A 21,527-nucleotide genomic window follows, 5' to 3' on the forward strand; every position below is an offset into this window, starting at 1 on the left:
ATGTTACTGCTCGCTTTATTGATTTTAAATACATTCATTTAGCGATGAGCAAAATTTATAGCAGGTTCTTTATAAGCGCGTGTTAGAAAACTGCTAGAATACACCGCCTTAAATTCTTGTTAGATCAGTTTTATAAAAATAACTAGTAAAATGAATCGATTAGATAAGTTTGATAAAAATTATTCAGTAACATTTAGCAAACAGCCACATTGTAGATTAACAATAGATGATGCATAGGAGCAGGTGATGAATTTTTTGCGTATGAGTGAGCTGGCTTTAACCGGTAAAGTAGTATTGATTCGTGAAGACCTAAACGTACCTATTAAAAATGGTAAAATCAATAGTGACACGCGCTTGCGAGCCAGTTTACCCACTATTAGAATGGCGTTGGATAAAGGAGCAGCAGTTATTATCTGTTCACATTTAGGCCGTCCGACTGAAGGTAATCCTGAAGCGCAGTATTCACTGTCTCCAGTTGCTAATTATTTAACCGAAAAGCTTGGCGAATCGTTGAAGCAGCCAGTGACCTTTAACCGCGACTATCTTACTCAAGGTTTATCCATCAAGGCGGGTGAAGTAGTACTACTAGAAAACGTGCGTTTTAATGAAGGTGAAAAGAAAAATGATGCGGCTTTAGCACAGAAATATGCAGATTTGTGCGATGTATTTGTGATGGACGCATTTGGTACTGCGCACCGTGCGCAAGCGTCAACGGAAGGCGTTACCCAAGCCATGCATCAAGCAGGCAAAGTAGCTTGCGCCGGACCTTTATTGGCAGCAGAGCTTGATGCATTAAGCTTGGCACTTGAAACGCACGCACAGCCGATGCTGGCTATCGTTGGCGGCTCCAAAGTATCGACTAAGCTTGAAGTGCTACATAGCTTGGCTGAAATATGCTCACAGATTATCGTTGGTGGTGGTATTGCCAATACCTTTTTGGCAGCGCAAGGTCATAGTGTTGGTGCCTCACTATATGAAGAAGATTTGCTAGATACAGCTTGTGAAATCATGAAAAAAACCGATATATTGCTACCTGACTATGTCGTCGTTGCCGATAAAAACGAAATCAACTTCGATGACTTTACCGGCTCATTACAACAAGCTACTGCGACAATAAAATCTGTCGATGCAATCGGTGACAATGATATGATATTAGACATTGCTCCAGAAAGCGCCAAACAATTAGCTAATGCTATTATTAACGCAAAAACCATCTTATGGAATGGTCCAGTAGGTGTTTTTGAGGTAGATGCTTTTGGTCATGGCACCAAAATAATGGCAGATGCTGTCAAAAAGAGCCAAGGTTTCTCGATTGCTGGTGGTGGCGATACTTTAGCCGCGATTGACAAATATCAGGTTGCTGACGGCGTTAGCTATATGTCAACCGGTGGTGGCGCATTCTTGGAATTTGTAGAAGGAAAAGTCCTACCTGCGGTTGCTGCATTACAAATTAACGAATAGGTCTTTAATGATACATCAGCAGTTTCGTAACATTAGGGGTACAACCCAAGGCGTATATCTAGGGTAGGCTGTAAAAATAATACGCTGACTGTCATTGTTATCTCATAGTTTAAGAGCTATAAGCGTGAATTGTTATGCATTATTGTTAAGTAGTAATTATTTGTTTCTATACTGAAAATTGTTATTGCATGTCTAATTTGCACTCTATAAAATAGCGCAAACCATGTATTTGACATGCTTTATTTATGAGAGGTTTATTATGTTAAAACGTCATTTATTACTTGCTAGCCTTCTTGCTGGTACTTTTGCAGTCACTGCATGTAGCCAAGAAACACAAGATAAAACGGCAGCTGCAGCTGACTCTGCTGGCGAAGATGCTGCTGCCAACACAGAAGAAGCTGCTGCTAAAACTGAAGCTGCTGCTGCTGAAGCCGAAGTAGCTGCTCAAGAAACAGGTGCTAAAGCTGCAGAAAATGCTGAAACAGCGGGTGCTGCTGCTACCGATGCGCTAGCAAATACTGGCGAAGCGATCACTGAAGGCACGAACAAAGCTGTTTCAGGTACTGCTAACGCTGTTGCTGATGGTGCTGAAGCTGTTGCTGATGGCGCAAATGATGTTGCTGTTGATGCAGAGCAACAATACTAAGAAAAATAAAGCTAAATCATTAGCTTATTAGTTGCTTTACAAGCCCTTAAAAGATGGAAAAGCCTTGGTGATTACCAAGGCTTTTTTGTATTCTCTAGAATAGCTTGAGCAGTGATAAATCAAAAAGTTTTCTATGAATTAAAACACTCTTTTACTCGATGCAGGAGTTTTTCTCAATTCGTTTTTTTATTACATCGCTCTTGCAAGCAATTTTATAAAATCAGTTATTATTTCTAATAAATTAGCGAGTCAAACAAATAGTCAGCTAAGCGCTACGAAGCAGCGGTAATTTTTGCTATAATCACGGCGTAATAATGACGAGCAAAAAATAGTCCTTTTTGCTAGATTTATAATGGAACATCCATTACAAATCCGGGTTGAAGGGCAAGGATAGCAGCGTCGTACTGTTAAAAATAATTTCTTAATATCATCTTCAAAATACTATTTTTAAAATTTAATCAGAGAGCGTCTTATGGCTTTAATATCGTTACGTCAACTTTTGGATCATGCTGCTGAACACAACTATGGTGTTCCTGCTTATAATGTCAATAATTTAGAGCAAATGCGTGCCATAATGATGGCGGCTGACGCCTGTGATTCTCCTGTCATTGTACAAGCCAGCGCCGGAGCACGTAGCTATGCAGGGTCGGCATTTTTACGCCACCTGATTACTGCTGCTATTGAAGAATGGCCACATATTCCAGTCGTTATGCATCAAGATCACGGTATGTCACCTGCGATTTGTCAGCGCTCAATCCAACTTGGCTTTTCATCAGTGATGATGGACGGCTCGCTTGGTGAAGATGGCAAAACGCCAATGGATTATGATTACAACGCCAGCGTCACGCGTGAAGTAGTCAAAATGGCTCACGCTTGCGGTGTTTCAGTAGAAGGCGAGATTGGTTGCTTGGGTAGTTTAGAGACTGGACTGGCTGGTGAAGAAGATGGTTCTGGCGCAGAAGGCGTATTGGATCATGAGCAACTATTAACCAGTGCTGACGAAGCCGAGCAATTTGTTAAAGATACTAACGTTGATGCGCTAGCCATCGCTATCGGTACCAGCCACGGTGCGTATAAATTTACCCGTCCACCGACAGGCGATATTTTATCGATTGAGCGCGTAAAAGAGATTCATGCACGCATTCCTAATACGCATCTGGTGATGCATGGTTCTTCATCAGTGCCGCAAGAATGGCTAAAAGTCATTAATGAAAATGGCGGTAACATCGGTGAGACTTATGGTGTGCCTGTTGAGCAAATCGTTGAAGCGATTAAGCATGGCGTCCGTAAAGTCAATATCGATACCGATTTACGGTTGGCATCAACAGGCGCTATCCGTAAATTCCTTGCAGAAAATCCTAGTGAGTTTGATCCACGTAAATATTTCAAAGCCTCTATGGTAGCGATGTCAGATATCTGTACCAATCGTTTTGAAGCTTTTGGCTCTGCTGGTCAAGCGCATAAGATTCGCCCTATTAGCCTCGAAGGTATGGTCGATTTTTATAAATAAGCTTGACTGATAAAACACAGCACTCAATAACGAGATGGCCGCTCATTTCATTTTTTATAATAGCGCTTATAAGAGGTAGTGGATTATGATTGGATTGATTACTGGACAGGTGCAGTACTTGATGGCACCAACGGCTTGTGTCATGACCACCTCTGGCGTCGGCTATGATATCGAGTTGCCACTGCCGTCATTTTGCCAGTTGCAACTGAATCAGCAAGCAAGTATCTGGACGCATTTTCATGTTCGTGAAGATGCGCAGCTATTGTTTGGTTTCATCGATCGTAAAGAGCGTGATGTCTTTCGTCAATTGATTAAAATCAACGGCGTTGGTGCAAAAATGGCGCTGGCGATGCTGTCTGCAATGTCAGCGGCTGAGCTAAAAATGCACGTTGAGCAAGATTCAGAAACAGCACTCATGCGTATTCCTGGTATTGGTAAAAAAACGGCTCAGCGTTTGTTAATTGAGTTAAAAGATAAGCTGAAAAATATCGAAGTCGATGACAGCAATCTAGAGTTTATCACTCAATCAGCGCCAATTTCTCACGAAGGCAGTATCATTGCTGAGGTGGAAGGCGCTTTAGTGAGCTTGGGCTATAAAGAAAAAGAAGCTCAGCAAGCGATTAAGGCGGCGAAGCGTAACGGCGAGACGTTTGCAGATACTCAAAGCTTATTAAAAGCTACCTTGCAGCAGTTTCAGAGTTTTAAATAGTCGTGCTGTATATGAATAATGATTATTAAAAACAAGCGACATTAGGTGTCGCTTGTTTTCGTTTTGGCGCCGCCTTTATGATGTTTTGCATGACTTATGCGTAGCGTTTGGTTATGCTATTTATTATCCAATCTTTTAAAAATAATCTTTTAAATATAATGATAAAATCTATGATGCAAGATCGTTTGATTAATCCACTCGAAGGAGCAGCTGATGCTCCTGATGCCAATATTCGACCAGCATTATTGGCTGAATATATCGGTCAGCCAGTGGTACGCGAGCAGATGGAAGTCTTTATTGCAGCGGCACGTGCGCGCGATGAAGCGCTAGATCATACGCTAATCTTTGGTCCGCCAGGCTTAGGTAAGACCACCCTTGCCAATATTATCGCTCGTGAAATGGGTGGAAACCTACGCTCAACTTCTGGACCTGTGCTAGAGCGTGCCGGTGACTTAGCGGCGATGCTGACCAATCTAGAAGCCGGTGACGTACTTTTTATTGATGAGATTCACCGTTTAAGCCCAGTCATTGAAGAAATTCTTTATCCAGCGATGGAGGATTTTCAGCTGGATCTTATGATTGGCGAAGGTCCAGCAGCACGCTCTATCAAGCTTGATTTACCACCTTTTACTTTGGTAGCAGCTACTACGCGAGCAGGATTATTAACGTCACCACTACGTGATCGCTTTGGTATCGTGCAGCGCCTTGAGTTTTATAATATTGCTGATTTGACCACGATTGTCAGTCGTGCCGCGCGTCTGATGCGAGTACCGATGACTGAAGATGGCGCAGTTGAGATTGCTCGCCGTGCTCGTGGTACGCCAAGGATTGCTAACCGTTTACTACGCCGTGTACGTGATTATGCGCAAGTTAGAGGCGATGGCAGTATCAATGGTGCGATTGCGGGTAGTGCACTCGATATGCTCGCAGTCGATAGACGCGGTCTCGATCATTTAGATAGGCGTTATATCGAGATACTGCACGAACGTTTTGACTGCGGTCCTGCTGGGGTTGAAGCAGTGGCAGCAGCGATGGCTGAGGATCGTGGTACGCTTGAGGATGTGATTGAGCCATATCTTATCCAGCAAGGCTATGTACTTCGTACCGCACGCGGGCGTGTATTAACACAGATGGCGATTGATCAAATGGTATAGGATTAAAATCACAAATATTAAACCCAAAAATGCGGCTATGTTTGATTAGAAAATAAAACGTAGCCGCATTTTTTTGCTTTGATTTTTTATAAACTTATTAAATAATAGGTAAAGACTCAGGCCATATCTTACCGGGGTTTAAAATGTTTTTAGGGTCAAGGGCTGATTTGATCGCTTGCATCAGCACTAAGGCATTACCGTGCTCTTGCTGCATATATTTTTGCTTACCTTGCCCAATTCCATGCTCACCAGTGCAGGTACCATCCATCTCAATAGCGCGCGTGGCTAGGCGGCTGATAATGCCATCAGCGGTGGCGACTTCTAGCGGATTTTCGGTATCAACTAATAATAAAACATGGAAATTACCGTCACCTACATGACCAACAATAGGGCCAATCATGCCTGATTCTTCGATATCCTTTGCCGTGGCGCTGACGCATTCAGCAAGACGTGAAATTGGCACGCAGGCATCAGTCGATAATGCACTGGCTTCTGGTCGTAGGGCGGAGCTGGCGTGATAGGCGTTATGCCGCGCTTGCCAAAGACGTTTACGCTCAGCTTCATTGGTATCCCAAGCAAAATCGGTACCGCCAAACTCTTCGATGATGTCGGTAAACATTTGTGCTTGCTCACGAACACCAGCTTCTGTGCCATGAAATTCTACAAATAATGTCGGTGTCTCTGTTAAATTAAGATTAGCGTATTGATTACAAGCTTTAATTTGCAAAGCGTCAAGTAGCTCAATGCGAGCAATTGGCAGACACATCTGAATAGTCAACATGACTGCCTGACAAGCATCCTCAATGGTTGGAAAATGACAAATGCCGCTGCCGATACACTCGCTAATACCAAATAATTTAAGGGTAATCTCAGTGACGATACCAAGCGTACCTTCCGAGCCTATCATTAGCCGCGTTAAATCATAACCAGCGGCAGACTTTTTGGCACGTGTGCCCGTTCGAACAATCTCTCCGCTGGCGGTGACTATTTCAAGTGCCAGTACCACATCTTTCATCGTACCATAGCGTACGGCATTAGTGCCTGAAGCGCGCGTGGCGACCATACCGCCGATACTGGCATTAGCACCAGGATCTATTGGAAAAAATAATCCTGTGTCGCGCAAGTAGTGATTCAATTGCTCACGTGTGACGCCAGGTTGTACGGTAACTGTTAGATCTTCGTTATGCACCTGTAATATCGCATCCATATCTATACACAATCCGCCATAAGGCGCATTTAATTGACCTTCTAAGGATGAGCCAATACCAAAGGCAATCGCTGGCATTTGATAGTGATTGCAAATCTCGACGGCTGCTGCTACGTCATGTTTATCATTTACGGTCAATACCGCATCCGGTGGCTGATTGGCAAGCCAAGTCATGGTGTGACCATGTTGCTCTCGTATCGTTTGGTTGACACTCAGTTGGTTACCAAAACGAGTTTGCAAGGCAGCAATAGCCTCACTGTGGTCTGGTTTTACCGTATTATCAAGGTAAGAAGCGGATAAAGATGACATGGATAATTCCTAGATATAGAGCATGTTTTTAACTAAATAACTGACATATAAAATAAGACGAAGCTAACCTCTAGGTCACTTTGAATTTCCTTTAAATAAAATATAAAGTGATTTAAAGATTCTTAAATAAATTGTGCTATTTATGGTCATTAACTGGTATTTATTATCATTAAAAGCATTATACATCTAGGCTAAGATGCGCCAAATCACAACCAAAATAGCAAATAGATAAAAGATAGGTGACAGCCAACCGATAACTTGTGTCGCAATCGCAATGAAAATAGCAAAGCCTGCCAGCGCTAACCAATCTCGGCGGCGGTCGTTGAGCATATCGGCACGAATCTGCTGTATTTCACGCAATTGACTGTCTTGGCGTGACCCTTGTGAGGCGAGACTTTGCAATCCTTGGTCTAGCAGTTTGGGAATATCGGTTGTCGATAGCAATATTTCAGGCAATTGCTGGCGTAGCTGCTGTAAATTACGCATCGGATCGAGCTGCTCTTTAATCCAGCTGCTTAAAATTGGCTTGGCAAGTGACCAAATATCAAGATCAGGATATAAATCGCGACCGAGCCCTTCGACATGCACCAAGGTTTTTAGCAGCAACATTAGTTGTGGTGGAATACTCATATGATGGCGGCGGGCAATGTCTAAGATTTGCATCAAGACGCCAGCAAAGTCGATATCGTTAATGGATTTTTGCAACATCGGCCCGACTGTACGTTTCATATCACGCATCAACGCATGCTTATCGGCACTTGGCGGTATCCAGCCAGCTCGGCTGACGATATCAACCATTGCAGTAAAGTTATTATTCATGACCGCCAATAGCATTCGCGCTACGATGAGCTGATCGTCCTTTGATAAGGTGCCCATGATGGCACAATCAAGACCGATATAGCGTGGCTCATGACCCAAGTCAATCGCAGCCATATTTGCATGAATGGTTTTAACGGGCGGTGTTTCTACAAATACATTGCCTGGATGCATATCGGCATGGAAGAAATTATCACGAAATACTTGGGTAAAAAATATCGTTAAGCCTTTTTCTGCCAGTGCGGCTCGGTCATAGCCCAGCTGATCAAATACCTCAACTTGGGAGATAGGCACACCTTGAATACGTTCCATCACCATGACATTCTTGGCAGCGTCATAGACTTCAGGCACGTACATTAATGCTGAACCTAAGAAGTTGTTGCGCATTTGGGTGGTATTGTCTGCCTCTAACGTCAAATCCAACTCGTTGAGCATGACTTGCCGATAGTCTTCGACAATATCGATAACATGCACGGCACGCGCCGCTTCAATACGAGCCGATGCCCAGCCAGCCAATTCACGTAGCAGCTCAAAGTCTGTAATGATGGTAGTGCGAATATCAGGACGAACGACTTTTACCACCACTTCACGGCCATCATGTAGGGCGGCGGTATGTACTTGAGCGATAGAAGCTGCTGCTAAAGGTTTTACATCAAAGCGTGCAAATAAAGTATCGATAGATTGACCAAGACCATTTTTAGGGTCTTGGATTTGAGCAATGGCGATATCAGAGTCAAAAGATTTAACTTTATCTTGCAGTTGAATCAATTGCTCGATAATCTCAGGCGGCACTAAGTCGCGACGCGTCGAGAGTAATTGCCCAAGCTTTAAAAAAAGCGTACCCATATCTTCAAGAGCGTATTTAATCGCATTGGGTTGATGCTTTTTACCCCAAGCTGCTGGATGCATGCGGATTAAACGCGCTAAAGGTTGTAGCTGCGGCACCTCTTCAACAGACAGATGCGTGTCAATACGATAGGTGGCGGCAATACGCCAAAGCTCAAGTAAACGGGCGCGATGAGATAATAGCATGAGGTATAAGTACTCTAGATAAAGTCGAAAATAGGGTAGGCGCTGTGATTATTTATGCGGCAAAAAATACTACAGCAGCACTGTCTTACTTTTAAAGTAAGTCGTTATAGATTAAGCCGCTATAGATAATGTCTGATTAATAAGACCTTTATCTTTATCTATGACCGGTTAAACGCGCTTGCTCTTCTTTAATCGCTGCCAGTCTGGCTTCTTCACGTTCGACATCTGCCCGCAACTTTAATAACTGCTGCTTAAGATCATTCACCTCTGCTGTCTGCATAGGGTCAGAGTCAACATTACCCGCTACATCATTAGCCCAGTCGCTGACATCGTTAAAGGCGCGTTTGGCATTATGACGCCAGCCACCTTTAAGTTGTGAGATAAGCAGATGCAATTGACTTGCCATTGGCTTACCAATGAAGGGTTCGAGCTGTCCGGCCACATCGGGATCAAATCCTGCTACCAGTTGTTTAAGCTGCATCAGCACTTTGTAATCACCAGCGATAGGCAAATTACCGTCAGTGCCGCGTATCAGGTTAAGCAGCTGGGCTGGATTATCAACGGTGATGATACAGTCTGGACGACTATACCCAATCCGCGATTTATCAAGGCTGGCTTTCTGGCGCTCATTCATACTGCCACTTGCTTCAAACACACTCTCACTCATGACCGGTTCAAAGCGCAAACGCTCATCGGTAAATAGCACGTCCAAACTCACATCAGGCGTACCCATGTTTAGTCGCAACACTTTACCAGCAAGCGGCGCTAGACCTGCTTTGGTAATCTCATCGCTAGCAATCGCAATATTAATCAACTTTTCGGCACCAGCCAAAAGTAAGACAGTCAGCATAAGGCTCTCACATATTTAGTTGAGCGCCTTAAAAAAGCGCTTCTTTTATTAGAATCAGTTGTTACGACTTATTAGTGTTAGCAGTTTTTATTTTCACGATTTTTATCATGAGCATTTTCATTGCTATACTTTTTCATTTCCATTTCTATAACTGCAACTGCAACTGCAACTGCAACTGCAACTGCAACTGCAACTGCTTATCGCTACGCTTTAAAACCGCGATGTACGGCGACGATACCAGCAGTCAGGTTATGATAATCACAATTTTCAAAGCCCGCTTGTTGCATCATCTGTTTTAGCGTTTGCTGATCAGGGTGCATACGAATCGATTCAGCCAAATACTTATAGCTCTCCGCATCATTGGCAATCAGCTTGCCCATAATCGGTAATGCAGTAAATGAATATAAGTCATAAGCTTTAGATAATGGCTCAAATACTGGTTTTGAGAACTCTAAAATTAATAGACGACCGCCCGGCTTAAGCACACGATACATGGCTTTTAAAGCAGCATCTTTATCCGTAACATTACGCAAACCAAAGCTAATGGTGACCAAATCAAAGCTTTCATCGTCAAAGGGCGCTAAGGTTTCAGCATTGGCCAATACGAAATCGACATTGTTACAACCAGCATTGATGAGGCGCTCACGACCGACTTCTAGCATCGCCGCATTGATGTCTGATAACACAACGTGACCATTTTTGCCCACTTCACGGCTAAAGACTTTGGCCAAATCACCCGTACCGCCAGCGATATCAAGCACATGCTGACCAGCACGAACGCCTGATAAGCTAATTGCGTAACGCTTCCATAAGCGATGGATACCAAATGACATTAAGTCATTCATGATGTCGTACTTTTTGGCGACTGAAGTGAAAACATCGGCCACACGTGCCTGCTTTTCTGCTTTATTGACGGTTTTATAACCAAAATGCGTTTCTTCATTACCGTCAGTATCAGCAGTATGTGGGTTATTAATATCATCACGCTGATTAAAGACCGTTTGTTTGGCGGTTTGTGCATTGGTTTTCGATGAGGTATTTGCTGAGGCGTTGGCAGCATTATTTAGATTGGCATTTGCTGTACTGGTATTTGGCATAGTCGTTTGTTGGCCTTGTGGCGTTCCTGTTGGTAAATCTTGAACTTGCGTGAAGTCATTATTATTAACACTGTCACTGCTGTTTTGCGCATTGGATTTTGGCAATAGATTTGTGCCAGTATTTTGACGTGCTTTTACTTGAGCGGTGATATCTTGATTATGAGCAATGCTATCACTGACCAATTTATCCTGTAAGTGACCGTTGGTAGTAGTATTGACATTGGCAGTAGGTTTTTGATCAGTCATTGCATGGTCCTATTATTGGTTTTTATGTTTGTTTTTTAGTCATGTTTATTTATATAAAGTGTGCCGTTAGCCACTTATACGATAAATTCTATCATACAGCAAACGTTGCTGGCTTACCGCCATTATCCGTGGCATGAACTTCATCGATAATTTCTAGCTCACGCTCACAAAACGGTTCGATAAAGCTGCTGACACTTTTTAAAGGTTTCATGGCTTTAAAGCCTGAATCGATAAAGTCATAAAGCGGTTGAAAGTTATAGCGATACGCGGTGCCTTTAGCCAGCGCAAACGCTTTTTTGAGCATAAATGAGTTCAGATCTTTATCGGTACGATAGCAGACCTCTTTTAGGTTATGAATCTGTACGCGGCGCTCATCAGCTTCATCGACAGCGCGGTATGCAGTTAGCATGTTTTCTTCATTGACTGGCAAGTCTTGAGCAATTAACCACTGGGCTAAATGTAAGTCGAGCTCAATGGCCAATATAGAGGCTTGGATGCCCATGCTTCCGGCTTCTAAAGCCGATTCTTTGGCAAGGCGTTCAAGTTTTTTGGCTTTAGGGAGAATACGACCTAATTGTTCGGCTAATATTTTGAACTCATCACCACCGTAGAGCTGCGTCAAAAAGTAATCTGCCATCGGTTTGTTTTTTGGCTGTTCAAATAACGCGCTATGCGTGCGCTTAATACGTGCTTGTTGCCATGATTGTACTTCTTCGAGCTTGGTGTTTAATACGGCGTCGCTATGATGTGGCAGCGCCCAAAAAAGGTTTAAGTGCTGTTGTAAATTAGCTAAAGCAGACATGGCAGGTAATCCTATAAAAGTAGAGATATTAATCAAATCGATAATAAATAAGTTAAGTAGTTTTGAGTTTTTATGTTTACGGGTAGCTATTAAAACATGCTCGCAGATTTTGTTCACCTTAAAAGAAAATAAAGCAGAATACAAATGCCAAACTGTTACTTTGCTCTGTTACACAGCCGCGTTATTTCCTGAGAGGACTCGGTGCTATGATTAAATCAATTCGTTATTTTAACCCCATTATCTAATAACGCTAGAGCGAGCACAGATATGAGCAAAAAAAATGATAAGACTGAAGTAGCCGCGCCACAAACAGTGAGCGCTCCATTTAGCAAGGAAGTCGTTGAGCAGCGCTTAACGCCCAATCCTTTAAGTCAGTTTTCTATGGACAAAGATGAGCTTCGACTGGCATTGGTCACTGCCCAGTTTGCCCTACGAGCAACGCGTCAACCTGCAGTGCCAAGCACTGATAAAGCAATTGGGCTATTGGTACTGGTCAACGGTATGGAGCAGGCTGGCAAGGGAACAGCCGTCACGCAGTTGCGGCAGTGGGTAGATCCGCGCCTACTCAAGGTTGAGGCGATTATTGGTGATTGCCCATTAGACCATCAGCCGATTTGGCAAGCACATACTAAAGCTATACCGCGCTACGGTGACGTGATGGTTTATTTTGGCAACTGGTATGCCGATTTACTCTATAACGTGATGCGTATGGCGCATGCAGATAGCGAAAGTAAGAAAAAACAGCCAAAAAATAAAAAATGCGCAGATACTGATATAAATACTGATATAAATACCAAAGCACTACCTATTGGTAAGTGGCAAGATTATTTGCAGCAACAGCTGATTGAACTACAAGCCTTTGAGCAAGACCTTGTAGCAAATCAAACTAAGCTATTGAAATGCTGGTTTCACGTAGATATCGAAACCTTGCAGGAAAGGCTATATGATGATGAGCCAGAGCCACGATTCTTATATCAGATTGATTGGAATAATGCAGCAGTAGTGGCACAGTTTAATGAGGTAGCAGCCAATTTATTACGACAGCAAGATGATTGGATTATTATTGATGGCGCTAATAAATCAAAAGCCGCCATGCATTTCTGTCATGAAGTCTTGCATGCGATGCAAATGGCATTGGCGAGCAGTGAGGTAGAAAGCAGCGCAGTAGAAAAGCGCAATGTGTTAGAAAATGCCGAAGACGTGAAAAAAAGTCATCATAATAAACCAGAGTTTGAACCTGTTAAGTTTGAGCCTGTAAAGATACCTAAATTATTAACGGATATTCCTGATTCAGATGTAGATAAATCAGAATACACTCAACAACTTGAAGCTAAGCAAGTAAAGCTCGCTAAGTTGCTACGCGCGCGTAAGGGTCTTCATGTGGTATTTGCTTTTGAAGGCATGGATGCCGCTGGTAAAGGCGGTGCTATTAAAAGGCTGGTAGCGCCACTCGATCCACGTGAATATCAAATTTATAATATTAGCGCGCCCATGTTGTATGAGCTGCAGCATCCTTATTTATGGCGTTTTTGGACCAAGCTTCCAAACGAGCAAACAGACCGTATCAGTCGTATCGCTATCTTTGATCGTACGTGGTATGGGCGTGTATTGGTTGAACGTATTGAGGGATTTGCTACTGACGAGGAGTGGCAGCGCGCTTATGACGAAATCAATCGCTTTGAGGCAGACTTAGCAGCGTCAGGTACCTTGGTGATTAAATACTGGCTGGCTATCGATAAACAGGAACAACTCAAGCGTTTCGAAGCACGTAAAGAAACAGCGCACAAACAGTTTAAATTAACAGACGATGATTGGCGCAATCGTGAGAAATGGTCAGATTACGTACAATCTGCTGCTGATATGCTGGCGCGTACCGATACAAAAAGTGCGCCTTGGTGTGTTATCGCGACTAACGAAAAGCGTCAAGCACGTTTGGACGTTTTAGACCATGCGATTGAACAGCTCTCAGCGGTACTTTCTGCTCGCTAAAGCTTTAGTAGTCACGGTGCTTGCTCAAGCTTATAGCAGTTATAGACTAGTTATTAACTGGTTTTAAATGAGTTATCGAGGCTGATTAGTGATTAAAACATAACACCCACCTTTTATTAAATGAGCAGTTTTTTCGAGTCATAGCTGTACAGTTACAAATCTTGCAATATCATCATGCATTATGCGTCTATATTTAATATAATAGGCGCGTATTGGGCTCTGCTATCTATTAAAGTAGCTTGCCCACCTGACTATTTATCTTTAAATATCAATTAATCTTTTAACATCAACATTGTTTTTATGACAACCAAATTCATCACGACAACATTATCACTATAAATACCTAAGCCGCAAGATGCTCTAACCGGACGATTTGGCAACATTCCTTGTGGCTTTATAGTATTTTGCGTGATGGGTTTTTATCTGGTTCAAACTGAAGCATGTTCCAACCGAAGCGCATTTTAAGCAATCTATAAAATCGTTAAGGTAATGTATTACTAACATATTTAGAAAATACGTTTAAAACCGTATATCAAAGAACAATATAGTAAAGAAACAGGTTGCGTGTACGCTATTATAATTTCGGTTGGTAAAAGCCATCCGATCAATAGCATCGCAATGTCATCAATCGCACATAATTTCAATCAGCTTACGCAGGACGTATCAACGTATGGGTATTAGCAGCAGCTCTACAGGATCAACTAAAGCAGTCGGTTCTATGAGAATCAATCTATTTTTTGGCATTTTACTGATTGCGATGACCGGCTACTTTTTGTGGTGGGGTCTAGATTACACCATGCATCAGCAGACGACGCTATTTATTGTAGCAACTGCTTTTGGTGTCTTTATGGCATTCAATATCGGTGGTAATGATGTCGCCAACTCCTTTGGCACCTCAGTGGGTGCAGGGACGTTAACGATTCCTCAAGCGTTGGGTATCGCGGCGATATTTGAAGTGTCGGGAGCCGTGCTGGCAGGCAGTGAAGTGACTGATACCATTCGCAGCGGCATTGTCGATTTAGATGGTCTATCGGTAACACCCAACCAGTTCATTTACGTCATGCTTTCAGCGCTCATTGCTGCTGCTTTTTGGCTGTTATTTGCCACCAAAAAAGGTCTGCCTGTATCGACTACTCACGCTATTATCGGCGGTGTAGTAGGTAGCTCTATCGTATTAGGTATCACCTTAGGTGGTACCGAAATGGCATTATCAACAGTGAATTGGGGCATGATTGGTACTATCGCTATCTCTTGGGTGATATCACCGCTACTAGGCGGCGTTTTTTCTTACCTGTTATATGGACAGATTAAGAAAAATATCATTGAGTATAATGATAAAACAGAGGCGCATATTGCGATTCTTAAAGACAATAAGAAAACCCTAAAACAAAGTCATAAAGAGTATTTGGACGGTCTGACAGAATCAGAACAACTGGCTTATACGTCAGCGATGTTACGTGATCAAGAAATCTATAAAGATGATGATTGCGTCGTTGAAGACTTAGAGACCGATTATTACAAAGAGCTTTATGAGATTGAGAACGAGCGCAGCAACCTTGATACCCTAAAAGCACTTAAGAAATGGGTGCCTATTATTGCGGCTGCAGGCGGTGCGGTCATGGCCTCTTTGGTTATCTTTAAAGGTCTAAAAAACGTCAATAACGGTATGACGACGTTGCAAGGCTTTTTAATCATGGGGATGATAGCGGCGCTAGTGTGGCTTGCGACCTTTGTTTATACCAAAAGTATCCGTGGCAAGCACAAAGAAGATTTGACCAAAGCGACGTTTATTATGTTTAGCTGGATGCAAGTCTTTACTGCCTCAGCGTTTGCCTTTAGTCATGGCTCAAACGATATTGCTAATGCGGTCGGTCCTTTTGCAGCGATTATGGATGTTATCCGTACCAATAGCATTGCCACAGAAGCTGCAGTACCTCCAGCAGTGATGCTGACCTTTGGTGTTGCACTGATTGTGGGTCTTTGGTTCATTGGTAAAGAAGTGATTCAGACGGTCGGCACCAATTTAGCAAAAATGCATCCTGCTTCTGGCTTCTCAGCTGAGTTGGCTGCTGCTGCTGTCGTTATGGGTGCATCGACAATGGGTCTACCCGTATCGAGTACGCATACGTTGGTTGGGGCAGTGCTTGGCATCGGTATCGTCAATAGAGATACCAACTGGGCGCTGATGAAGCCTATCGGTTTGGCATGGATTATTACTCTTCCTGCAGCCGCCGCGATGTCTGCAATCAGTTATGTTATATTGATAAATATCTTTTAAAACTGAAACCTATAGTGATTTAATTTTAAGTTATTCGTGTTTTAAGTTACTTATATTTTAAGTTATTTATGTTTTCAGTTACTTATAAAAACGTCATACAAAAAAAGCTTATCAGCATAATACTGATAAGCTTTTTTTTGTATATGAGCTTAGAGCTGTACATTAATTGGTATGATTAATTAGTACCAAATTGCTGGCGTTTCTTCGCAAAAAAGCGGTCTAAGCGATCCAAAGCGTCTTCTAAATCATGTAGATTCGGTAAGAACACCACACGGAAATGATCCGGCGCATCCCAGTTAAATCCTGTACCTTGTACCACTAAGACTTTTTCTTCGAGTAATAATTCCATCATAAACTGCATGTCATCTTTAATAGGATAAACGGCAGGATCCATCTTTGGGAAGCAATAAAAGGCACCTTGTGGCATGGTACAAGAAATACCTGGAATCGCATTCAGACGAGAGATGGCAAGTTCACGCTGCTTAAACAGACGACCTCTCTCTGAGGTCAGCTCTTTCATACTTTGATAGCCGCCCATTGCCGTCTGGATCGCATATTGGCCCGGTACGTTAGAACATAGACGCATAGAGGCCAGCATATCTAGGCCTTCAATAAAGTCCGTAGCATGTTGTTTTCTACCGGATACCATCATCCAACCAGCACGAAATCCAGCGATACGGTGCGACTTTGATAGACCATTATAAGACAGAATAAGTACATCATCACTCAAAGTGCTCATGGGCGTATGTTGCATATCGTCATACAGCACACGGTCATAAATCTCATCAGCCATAATGATTAAATCATGCTCGATAGCCACTTCGATGATTTGCTTGAGTAGATCATCTGAGTACAAGGCACCCGTCGGATTGTTAGGGTTAATAACCACAATGCCTTTAGTCTTGCTAGTAATTTTGGATTTGATATCTTCAATATCAGGATGCCAATTGTCGTCTTCATTACAACGATAATGTACGGCTGTGCCGCCAGCCAAATTAGCTGCTGCTGTCCATAGTGGATAATCTGGCATAGGAATCAACACTTCATCACCGTCATTCATCAGGGCTTGCATGGTCATCACAATCAGCTCAGAGACACCGTTACCTAAATATACGTCACGGACATCGACCGCTGATAGCAGTCCCTTTGATTGATAGTATTGCAAGACGGCTTTACGCGCTGAGAAAATCCCTTGTGAGTCTGAATAACCAGTCGCTGCCGGTAAATTCATCGCTACATCACGCAAGATTTCATGCGGTGCCTCAAAGCCAAACGGAGCAGGGTTGCCAATATTGAGCTTTATGATACGTTGACCTTCTGCTTCCATTTTATTAGCAGTTTTTAGTAGAGGACCACGAATGTCATAACAGACGTTTTGTAATTTATCAGATTTTTTTATGGTATTCATAGATTGACCACTCATAAGGTTGTTTTGTGTGTTTACGGGCGTAGTAAGATGTGTATCGATTTGAGATTGATGTGTGTGTAATTGAGTATCGTTGTGAGCTTGCGTACTTGGTGATGCAGCGTCTTCGCTATTTTTATTGTTAGACTGCATAAGATTGCTTAAATCTACATCGTTATTGATGTCACTTTGAAGATCACCACGTAATAGATAGCCTTCGCTGCAGCCTAAAATACGCGCTAGTGTTGGTAACTTCGATGACACAATGCCATTGGTTCCACGCTCCCAGTTAGAGATAGCGCCGCGACTGACCTTTTCGCCAGCTGCGGTCATCGCTTGTGCCAATTGCTCGGCAGTCATGCCTTTGTCACGGCGCAGCTGTACGAGTCGTTCAGCTTGTGTATCTTTGCTCTTATCATCAGCTATCATCGTGTAAGCCTTTTTTATGCCATGTTTTTTAATAAATAAAGTGTTAAAAATAAATGTATAGATTTTTAATCTTATCTCTAATGCAAGATATTATTGCATAACTAATGTTAATGCAAGTTTTTTTCTTAATGTGTAATATTATAAATGCAAGATAATCTTGCATTTATAATAGATTTTCTTAGTGCGTTAAGAGTCTTTTATGCTAAGTTTATCGTAGAACACTGATGTGAGAGTTTGGTTAAAGTTACATCTTTACTCATGGACGATCCGAAATAATTTGTTATATTTTATCTGTTTCTACCGTTTTGAACGTTTATGCTGTCACTTGGAATGGTTAGCATTCTTGTAATGAATGTCTTGAATAATAAGGCGCTAGCCAACAGATAAAGCCTATCGTTTTTATAAAAAAAAGACGATAAAGCATTGATAGCAAATGACTCATAGTAGATTAGAAAATAAATCATTCAATAAGGATAGGTTATGCAAGACAATCAACTGAGCAAAGAAGAAATCAGCCAATTGACAGAAGCTGATTGGAAAGAGCGCCTGAGCGCTGACGAGTATCATGTGATGCGCGAGAAGGGCACAGAGCGTCCACATACTGGTGTCTATAACGATACCAATGATGAAGGAACGTATAAATGTAAAGGTTGTGGCGCAAAATTATTCGATTCAAGCAGCAAGTTTGATGCTAGTTGCGGCTGGCCTAGTTTCGATCAAGGGATTGATAATAGCGCTATCGATGAACATGTCGATGATTCACTAGGTATGCGCCGTACAGAAGTCACTTGTAGCAACTGTGGTGCGCATTTGGGTCATGTCTTCCCTGATGGCCCACGTGAGACTACTGGTATGCGCTATTGCATCAATTCAGTGTCTATTGATTTAGATAAATCTGAGAAGTAGTCTTAAATGTCGTAAATATAGCAAGTCAGATGAGTTTAGAAGTATTATCACTTAGAAAAATTAGTATTTAGAATCATAGGAGGGAAGCGCATAGCGCTTCCTTCTCAACTATTAAGATTATCTATGTTGTTTAGAATATAAATAAGGCTAAACAAATAGAATAATAAATAAATTAATTTAAGGATAAATAATGAGTGCTATTTACGATTTTACCGCTGAGCACATGGACAGTACCTCGCAAGCTTTTTCTGATTGTGAAGGTAAGGTACTATTAATCGTCAATACCGCAAGCAAATGTGGCTTTACCCCACAATTCGAAGGTTTAGAGGCGCTATACCAACAATATAAAGAACAAGGCTTAGTCGTCATCGGCTTTCCTTGCAATCAGTTTGGCAGCCAAGATCCCGGTAGTAATGATGAGATTGGTGCGTTTTGTCAAAAGAACTATGGCGTTAGCTTTCCGATGATGGCAAAGGTTGATGTTAACGGTAAAGACGCTCATCCAATTTTTGAATGGTTAAAGAAGCAAAAGGGTGGGTTGCTCACAGATGGTATCAAATGGAATTTCACCAAGTTTTTAATCGATAGTAAAGGACAAGTAATTGATCGTTATGCACCAACAACCAAACCTGAGTCCATAAAAACGGATATTGAACAAGCCTTGTCAGCCGTTAGTCCATAAAGACTAAATATTTAGTATTGTTTGTAAAAATATAAAGCCAATTAAAACAACTGCTTGTCAGAATAACGAGTAATAATTTAAAAAATAGCCCATAAAAAGGCAAATACTATTTGACAGGCAGTGGTAAATCTATATAATACACACCCACAGCAAGTGGCTTTAAACAGTTCTTAGTTGTCGGAAGTTTTATGATTCTAGAGCGTGACACCTTTAGATAGTGATACTTTCAGAAAGTTCTCTTTAGGGAGTTTTCTTTTGCGAAGTTAAAAAAGCAGTGCTTTTTTATATGCTTCTTAGGGTGATTAGCTCAGTTGGTAGAGCGTCTGCCTTACACGCAGAATGTCGGCGGTTCGAATCCGTCATCACCCACCACTCTTTTAGCGAAGTGGGCCTCTTTAAAAAGGTGAAACGTTAAAAACGACCTAAGCAGCGGTAGTTCAGTTGGTTAGAATACCGGCCTGTCACGCCGGGGGTCGCGGGTTCGAGTCCCGTCCGCTGCGCCATATTTAAAACTTAGTTTTAAAACAAAAGTTTCAACCTCAAGTATTTGTTTACTTGAGGTTTTTTTGTGTCTATAGATTCTGTCATACCATCATTCGATGCCAAGCATCAAAATCATATTACTGTTAAGACGATTTCATGTATCCCTAATTCAAGCTTTCAGCACTATCACTATTTGCCTTTATCGTTATATTTTCTCTTACTTACTCTTTTCTAATTTTTTCTGAAATAATAATTTTCGCTAAATATAAAATACAGCAGTTAATGTGATATTTATTTTTATATTACAAAATTAATATTCCTGACCATTTGGTCAGTTACTTTAATGAAATCATAAACTTAGCTGATATCAATCACTTAGAGCGCATTTTATCCTGCTATTTAGCGTCAAATTGAAGTTGTCAGTACTCATAAAACATGCTTAACTGTTTCAATATGTTAATAATTGCTGCAGAAATAGTGATTTTTGAAAAAAATTGCCGAGAATATTTATGCAGCTTTATTAACATTAATGTTCGGATTTTTTCTAACGCTTTAATTTTACTAAAGGCAAATAGCCTTTTCTCTCTAGCAGTGCGGGTGCGTTTTAACAGGAAGTTAAACCCCGTTTATAGCACTTGATCATTAAGCCTGCTAGGCGCCAACGACTGTAAATAAAGGAATACTACTGTGCGTGATAATTTATCTTTAAAACTCCCCCTGATTACTAAGCCACTGACTTGTGCGCTCGTTGCTATTGCTGCCTTGGGTGCCATGAGCAGTAGTCAAGCAAAAATGCTATTTGGCGATACCAGTATCTCAGCCCTCTATGGTACCGACTATGAGCTAGTACCGGAAGAAACCTTGACTACTATGACTTTAGAGCATGCCTCTACCCATACTTGGGGTGGTGTGTTTTTCTTCGTTGATCGTCATCAAGGTAAAGAAAATGCCAGCGGTAAAGAGTTTAAAGAGACTTATGGCGAGCTTGCGCCTAAGCTGAAGCTTGCAACGTTTGATAACAGCTTTATCAAACAAGTTAACTTAGCCGGTCAGTATGAGTTTGGCTCAAATAGTAATGGTTTTAGCCAAGATAACTATCTTGTTGGTGTAGGCGTAGATATGAATGTGCCAATTCCAGGTATGAAATATGCGTCTGCATCGCTATATCATGCTTTTAACGATAAAGATAATGCTGATGATCAACAAATTACCGTCACCTATGGTTGGGAAAAGAATAACTTTGTCATTGATGGTTATATTGACTATGCATTTAATAGCGAAGATGATAATGTTAAAGACAATATCCATATCAATCCGCAACTTAAATATAATTTGCAAGAAGTACTAGGCATTGATAACCGCTTAGAAGTCGGTATGGAATATAGCTACTGGAAAAATAAATACGGTGTTGATGGTGTCGACCAAAACGCAGCGAGCGCTTTAGTTAAGTATCATTTCTAAAAAGCGATTGAGTCTAAAAATATCAATAAAAAAAGCCTCATTCAACTTTTAGTTG

The 21,527-nt window shown here is 41.8% G+C and carries 16 protein-coding genes and 2 tRNA genes; 12 read left to right on the plus strand and 6 right to left on the minus strand.

What is annotated here, in order from left to right; all coding sequences use genetic code 11:
- Window positions 1-246 precede the first annotated feature (246 nt).
- The 5 genes from WAZ74_RS00320 (at window position 247) to ruvB (ending at window position 5,480) form a co-directional block, all read left to right on the plus strand.
- Complete coding sequence (locus WAZ74_RS00320) at window positions 247-1,461, plus strand: phosphoglycerate kinase (RefSeq protein ID WP_422304564.1); 1,215 nt, start codon at window positions 247-249, stop codon at window positions 1,459-1,461.
- Window positions 1,462-1,720: 259 nt separating this feature from the next.
- Window positions 1,721-2,107 (plus strand): hypothetical protein, encoded by a 387-nt coding sequence (locus WAZ74_RS00325; protein ID WP_422304566.1) that lies wholly within the window; start codon window positions 1,721-1,723, stop codon window positions 2,105-2,107.
- Window positions 2,108-2,579: 472 nt separating this feature from the next.
- Window positions 2,580-3,617, plus strand: a complete 1,038-nt coding sequence (fba, locus tag WAZ74_RS00330; RefSeq protein ID WP_422304568.1) for a class II fructose-bisphosphate aldolase — start codon at window positions 2,580-2,582, stop codon at window positions 3,615-3,617.
- An 85-nt stretch (window positions 3,618-3,702) separates the two neighbouring features.
- Window positions 3,703-4,326 carry a Holliday junction branch migration protein RuvA gene (gene ruvA, locus WAZ74_RS00335; RefSeq protein WP_422304570.1) on the plus strand — a complete coding sequence of 208 codons (624 nt, stop codon included), beginning with the start codon at window positions 3,703-3,705 and terminating at the stop codon, window positions 4,324-4,326.
- Window positions 4,327-4,499: 173 nt separating this feature from the next.
- Window positions 4,500-5,480: a Holliday junction branch migration DNA helicase RuvB gene (gene ruvB, locus WAZ74_RS00340; protein WP_422304650.1), complete on the plus strand. Its 981-nt coding sequence runs from the start codon at window positions 4,500-4,502 to the stop codon at window positions 5,478-5,480.
- 97 nt (window positions 5,481-5,577) lie between these two features.
- Here ruvB and WAZ74_RS00345 read toward each other — a convergent pair whose 3' ends face one another.
- The 5 genes from WAZ74_RS00345 to WAZ74_RS00365 all read right to left on the minus strand — a co-directional run bounded on the left by WAZ74_RS00345 (window position 5,578) and on the right by WAZ74_RS00365 (window position 11,839).
- Window positions 5,578-6,996 (minus strand): FAD-binding oxidoreductase, encoded by a 1,419-nt coding sequence (locus tag WAZ74_RS00345; RefSeq protein ID WP_422304572.1) that lies wholly within the window; start codon window positions 6,994-6,996, stop codon window positions 5,578-5,580.
- A 186-nt stretch (window positions 6,997-7,182) separates the two neighbouring features.
- The gene (locus WAZ74_RS00350) at window positions 7,183-8,844 is read right to left on the minus strand and encodes an ABC1 kinase family protein (RefSeq protein WP_422304574.1); all 1,662 of its coding nucleotides are present in this window, start codon (window positions 8,842-8,844) and stop codon (window positions 7,183-7,185) included.
- Between the two features lie 154 nt (window positions 8,845-8,998).
- Window positions 8,999-9,694 (minus strand): ubiquinone biosynthesis accessory factor UbiJ, encoded by a 696-nt coding sequence (locus WAZ74_RS00355; RefSeq protein ID WP_422304576.1) that lies wholly within the window; start codon window positions 9,692-9,694, stop codon window positions 8,999-9,001.
- A gap of 203 nt (window positions 9,695-9,897) precedes the next feature.
- On the minus strand, window positions 9,898-11,037 hold the full coding sequence (gene ubiE / locus WAZ74_RS00360) for a bifunctional demethylmenaquinone methyltransferase/2-methoxy-6-polyprenyl-1,4-benzoquinol methylase UbiE (protein WP_422304578.1): 1,140 nt from the start codon (window positions 11,035-11,037) through the stop codon (window positions 9,898-9,900).
- 91 nt (window positions 11,038-11,128) lie between these two features.
- Window positions 11,129-11,839, minus strand: coding sequence for an FFLEELY motif protein (locus WAZ74_RS00365; RefSeq protein WP_422304580.1), 711 nt, complete (start codon window positions 11,837-11,839; stop codon window positions 11,129-11,131).
- 267 nt (window positions 11,840-12,106) lie between these two features.
- Between WAZ74_RS00365 and WAZ74_RS00370 the strand changes: the two genes are divergently transcribed.
- Together WAZ74_RS00370 and WAZ74_RS00375 are read left to right on the plus strand one after the other, a co-directional pair.
- Entirely contained in the window at window positions 12,107-13,828 is a 1,722-nt protein-coding gene (locus tag WAZ74_RS00370; RefSeq protein ID WP_422304582.1) for an ATPase, read from the plus strand.
- A 670-nt stretch (window positions 13,829-14,498) separates the two neighbouring features.
- On the plus strand, window positions 14,499-16,106 hold the full coding sequence (locus WAZ74_RS00375) for an inorganic phosphate transporter (protein WP_422304584.1): 1,608 nt from the start codon (window positions 14,499-14,501) through the stop codon (window positions 16,104-16,106).
- A gap of 175 nt (window positions 16,107-16,281) precedes the next feature.
- Here the strand turns inward: WAZ74_RS00375 and WAZ74_RS00380 are convergent, their stop codons facing one another.
- Window positions 16,282-17,940: an aminotransferase class I/II-fold pyridoxal phosphate-dependent enzyme gene (locus WAZ74_RS00380; protein WP_422304586.1), complete on the minus strand. Its 1,659-nt coding sequence runs from the start codon at window positions 17,938-17,940 to the stop codon at window positions 16,282-16,284.
- A 480-nt stretch (window positions 17,941-18,420) separates the two neighbouring features.
- On the opposite strand from WAZ74_RS00380, the gene msrB reads away from it, so the two are divergent.
- The 5 genes from msrB (at window position 18,421) to WAZ74_RS00405 (ending at window position 21,472) form a co-directional block, all read left to right on the plus strand.
- Complete coding sequence (msrB, locus tag WAZ74_RS00385; RefSeq protein WP_422304588.1) at window positions 18,421-18,846, plus strand: peptide-methionine (R)-S-oxide reductase MsrB; 426 nt, start codon at window positions 18,421-18,423, stop codon at window positions 18,844-18,846.
- A gap of 190 nt (window positions 18,847-19,036) precedes the next feature.
- On the plus strand, window positions 19,037-19,528 hold the full coding sequence (locus WAZ74_RS00390; protein WP_422304591.1) for a glutathione peroxidase: 492 nt from the start codon (window positions 19,037-19,039) through the stop codon (window positions 19,526-19,528).
- A 296-nt stretch (window positions 19,529-19,824) separates the two neighbouring features.
- Window positions 19,825-19,900, plus strand: a tRNA-Val gene (locus tag WAZ74_RS00395).
- Between the two features lie 54 nt (window positions 19,901-19,954).
- A tRNA-Asp gene (locus tag WAZ74_RS00400) sits at window positions 19,955-20,031 on the plus strand.
- Between the two features lie 667 nt (window positions 20,032-20,698).
- Window positions 20,699-21,472: a DUF5020 family protein gene (locus WAZ74_RS00405; RefSeq protein ID WP_422304593.1), complete on the plus strand. Its 774-nt coding sequence runs from the start codon at window positions 20,699-20,701 to the stop codon at window positions 21,470-21,472.
- The last annotated feature ends 55 nt before the right edge of the window (window positions 21,473-21,527 follow it).

This window comes from Psychrobacter sp., assembly GCF_049295055.1.
In the GTDB taxonomy this organism is placed as follows: domain Bacteria; phylum Pseudomonadota; class Gammaproteobacteria; order Pseudomonadales; family Moraxellaceae; genus Psychrobacter.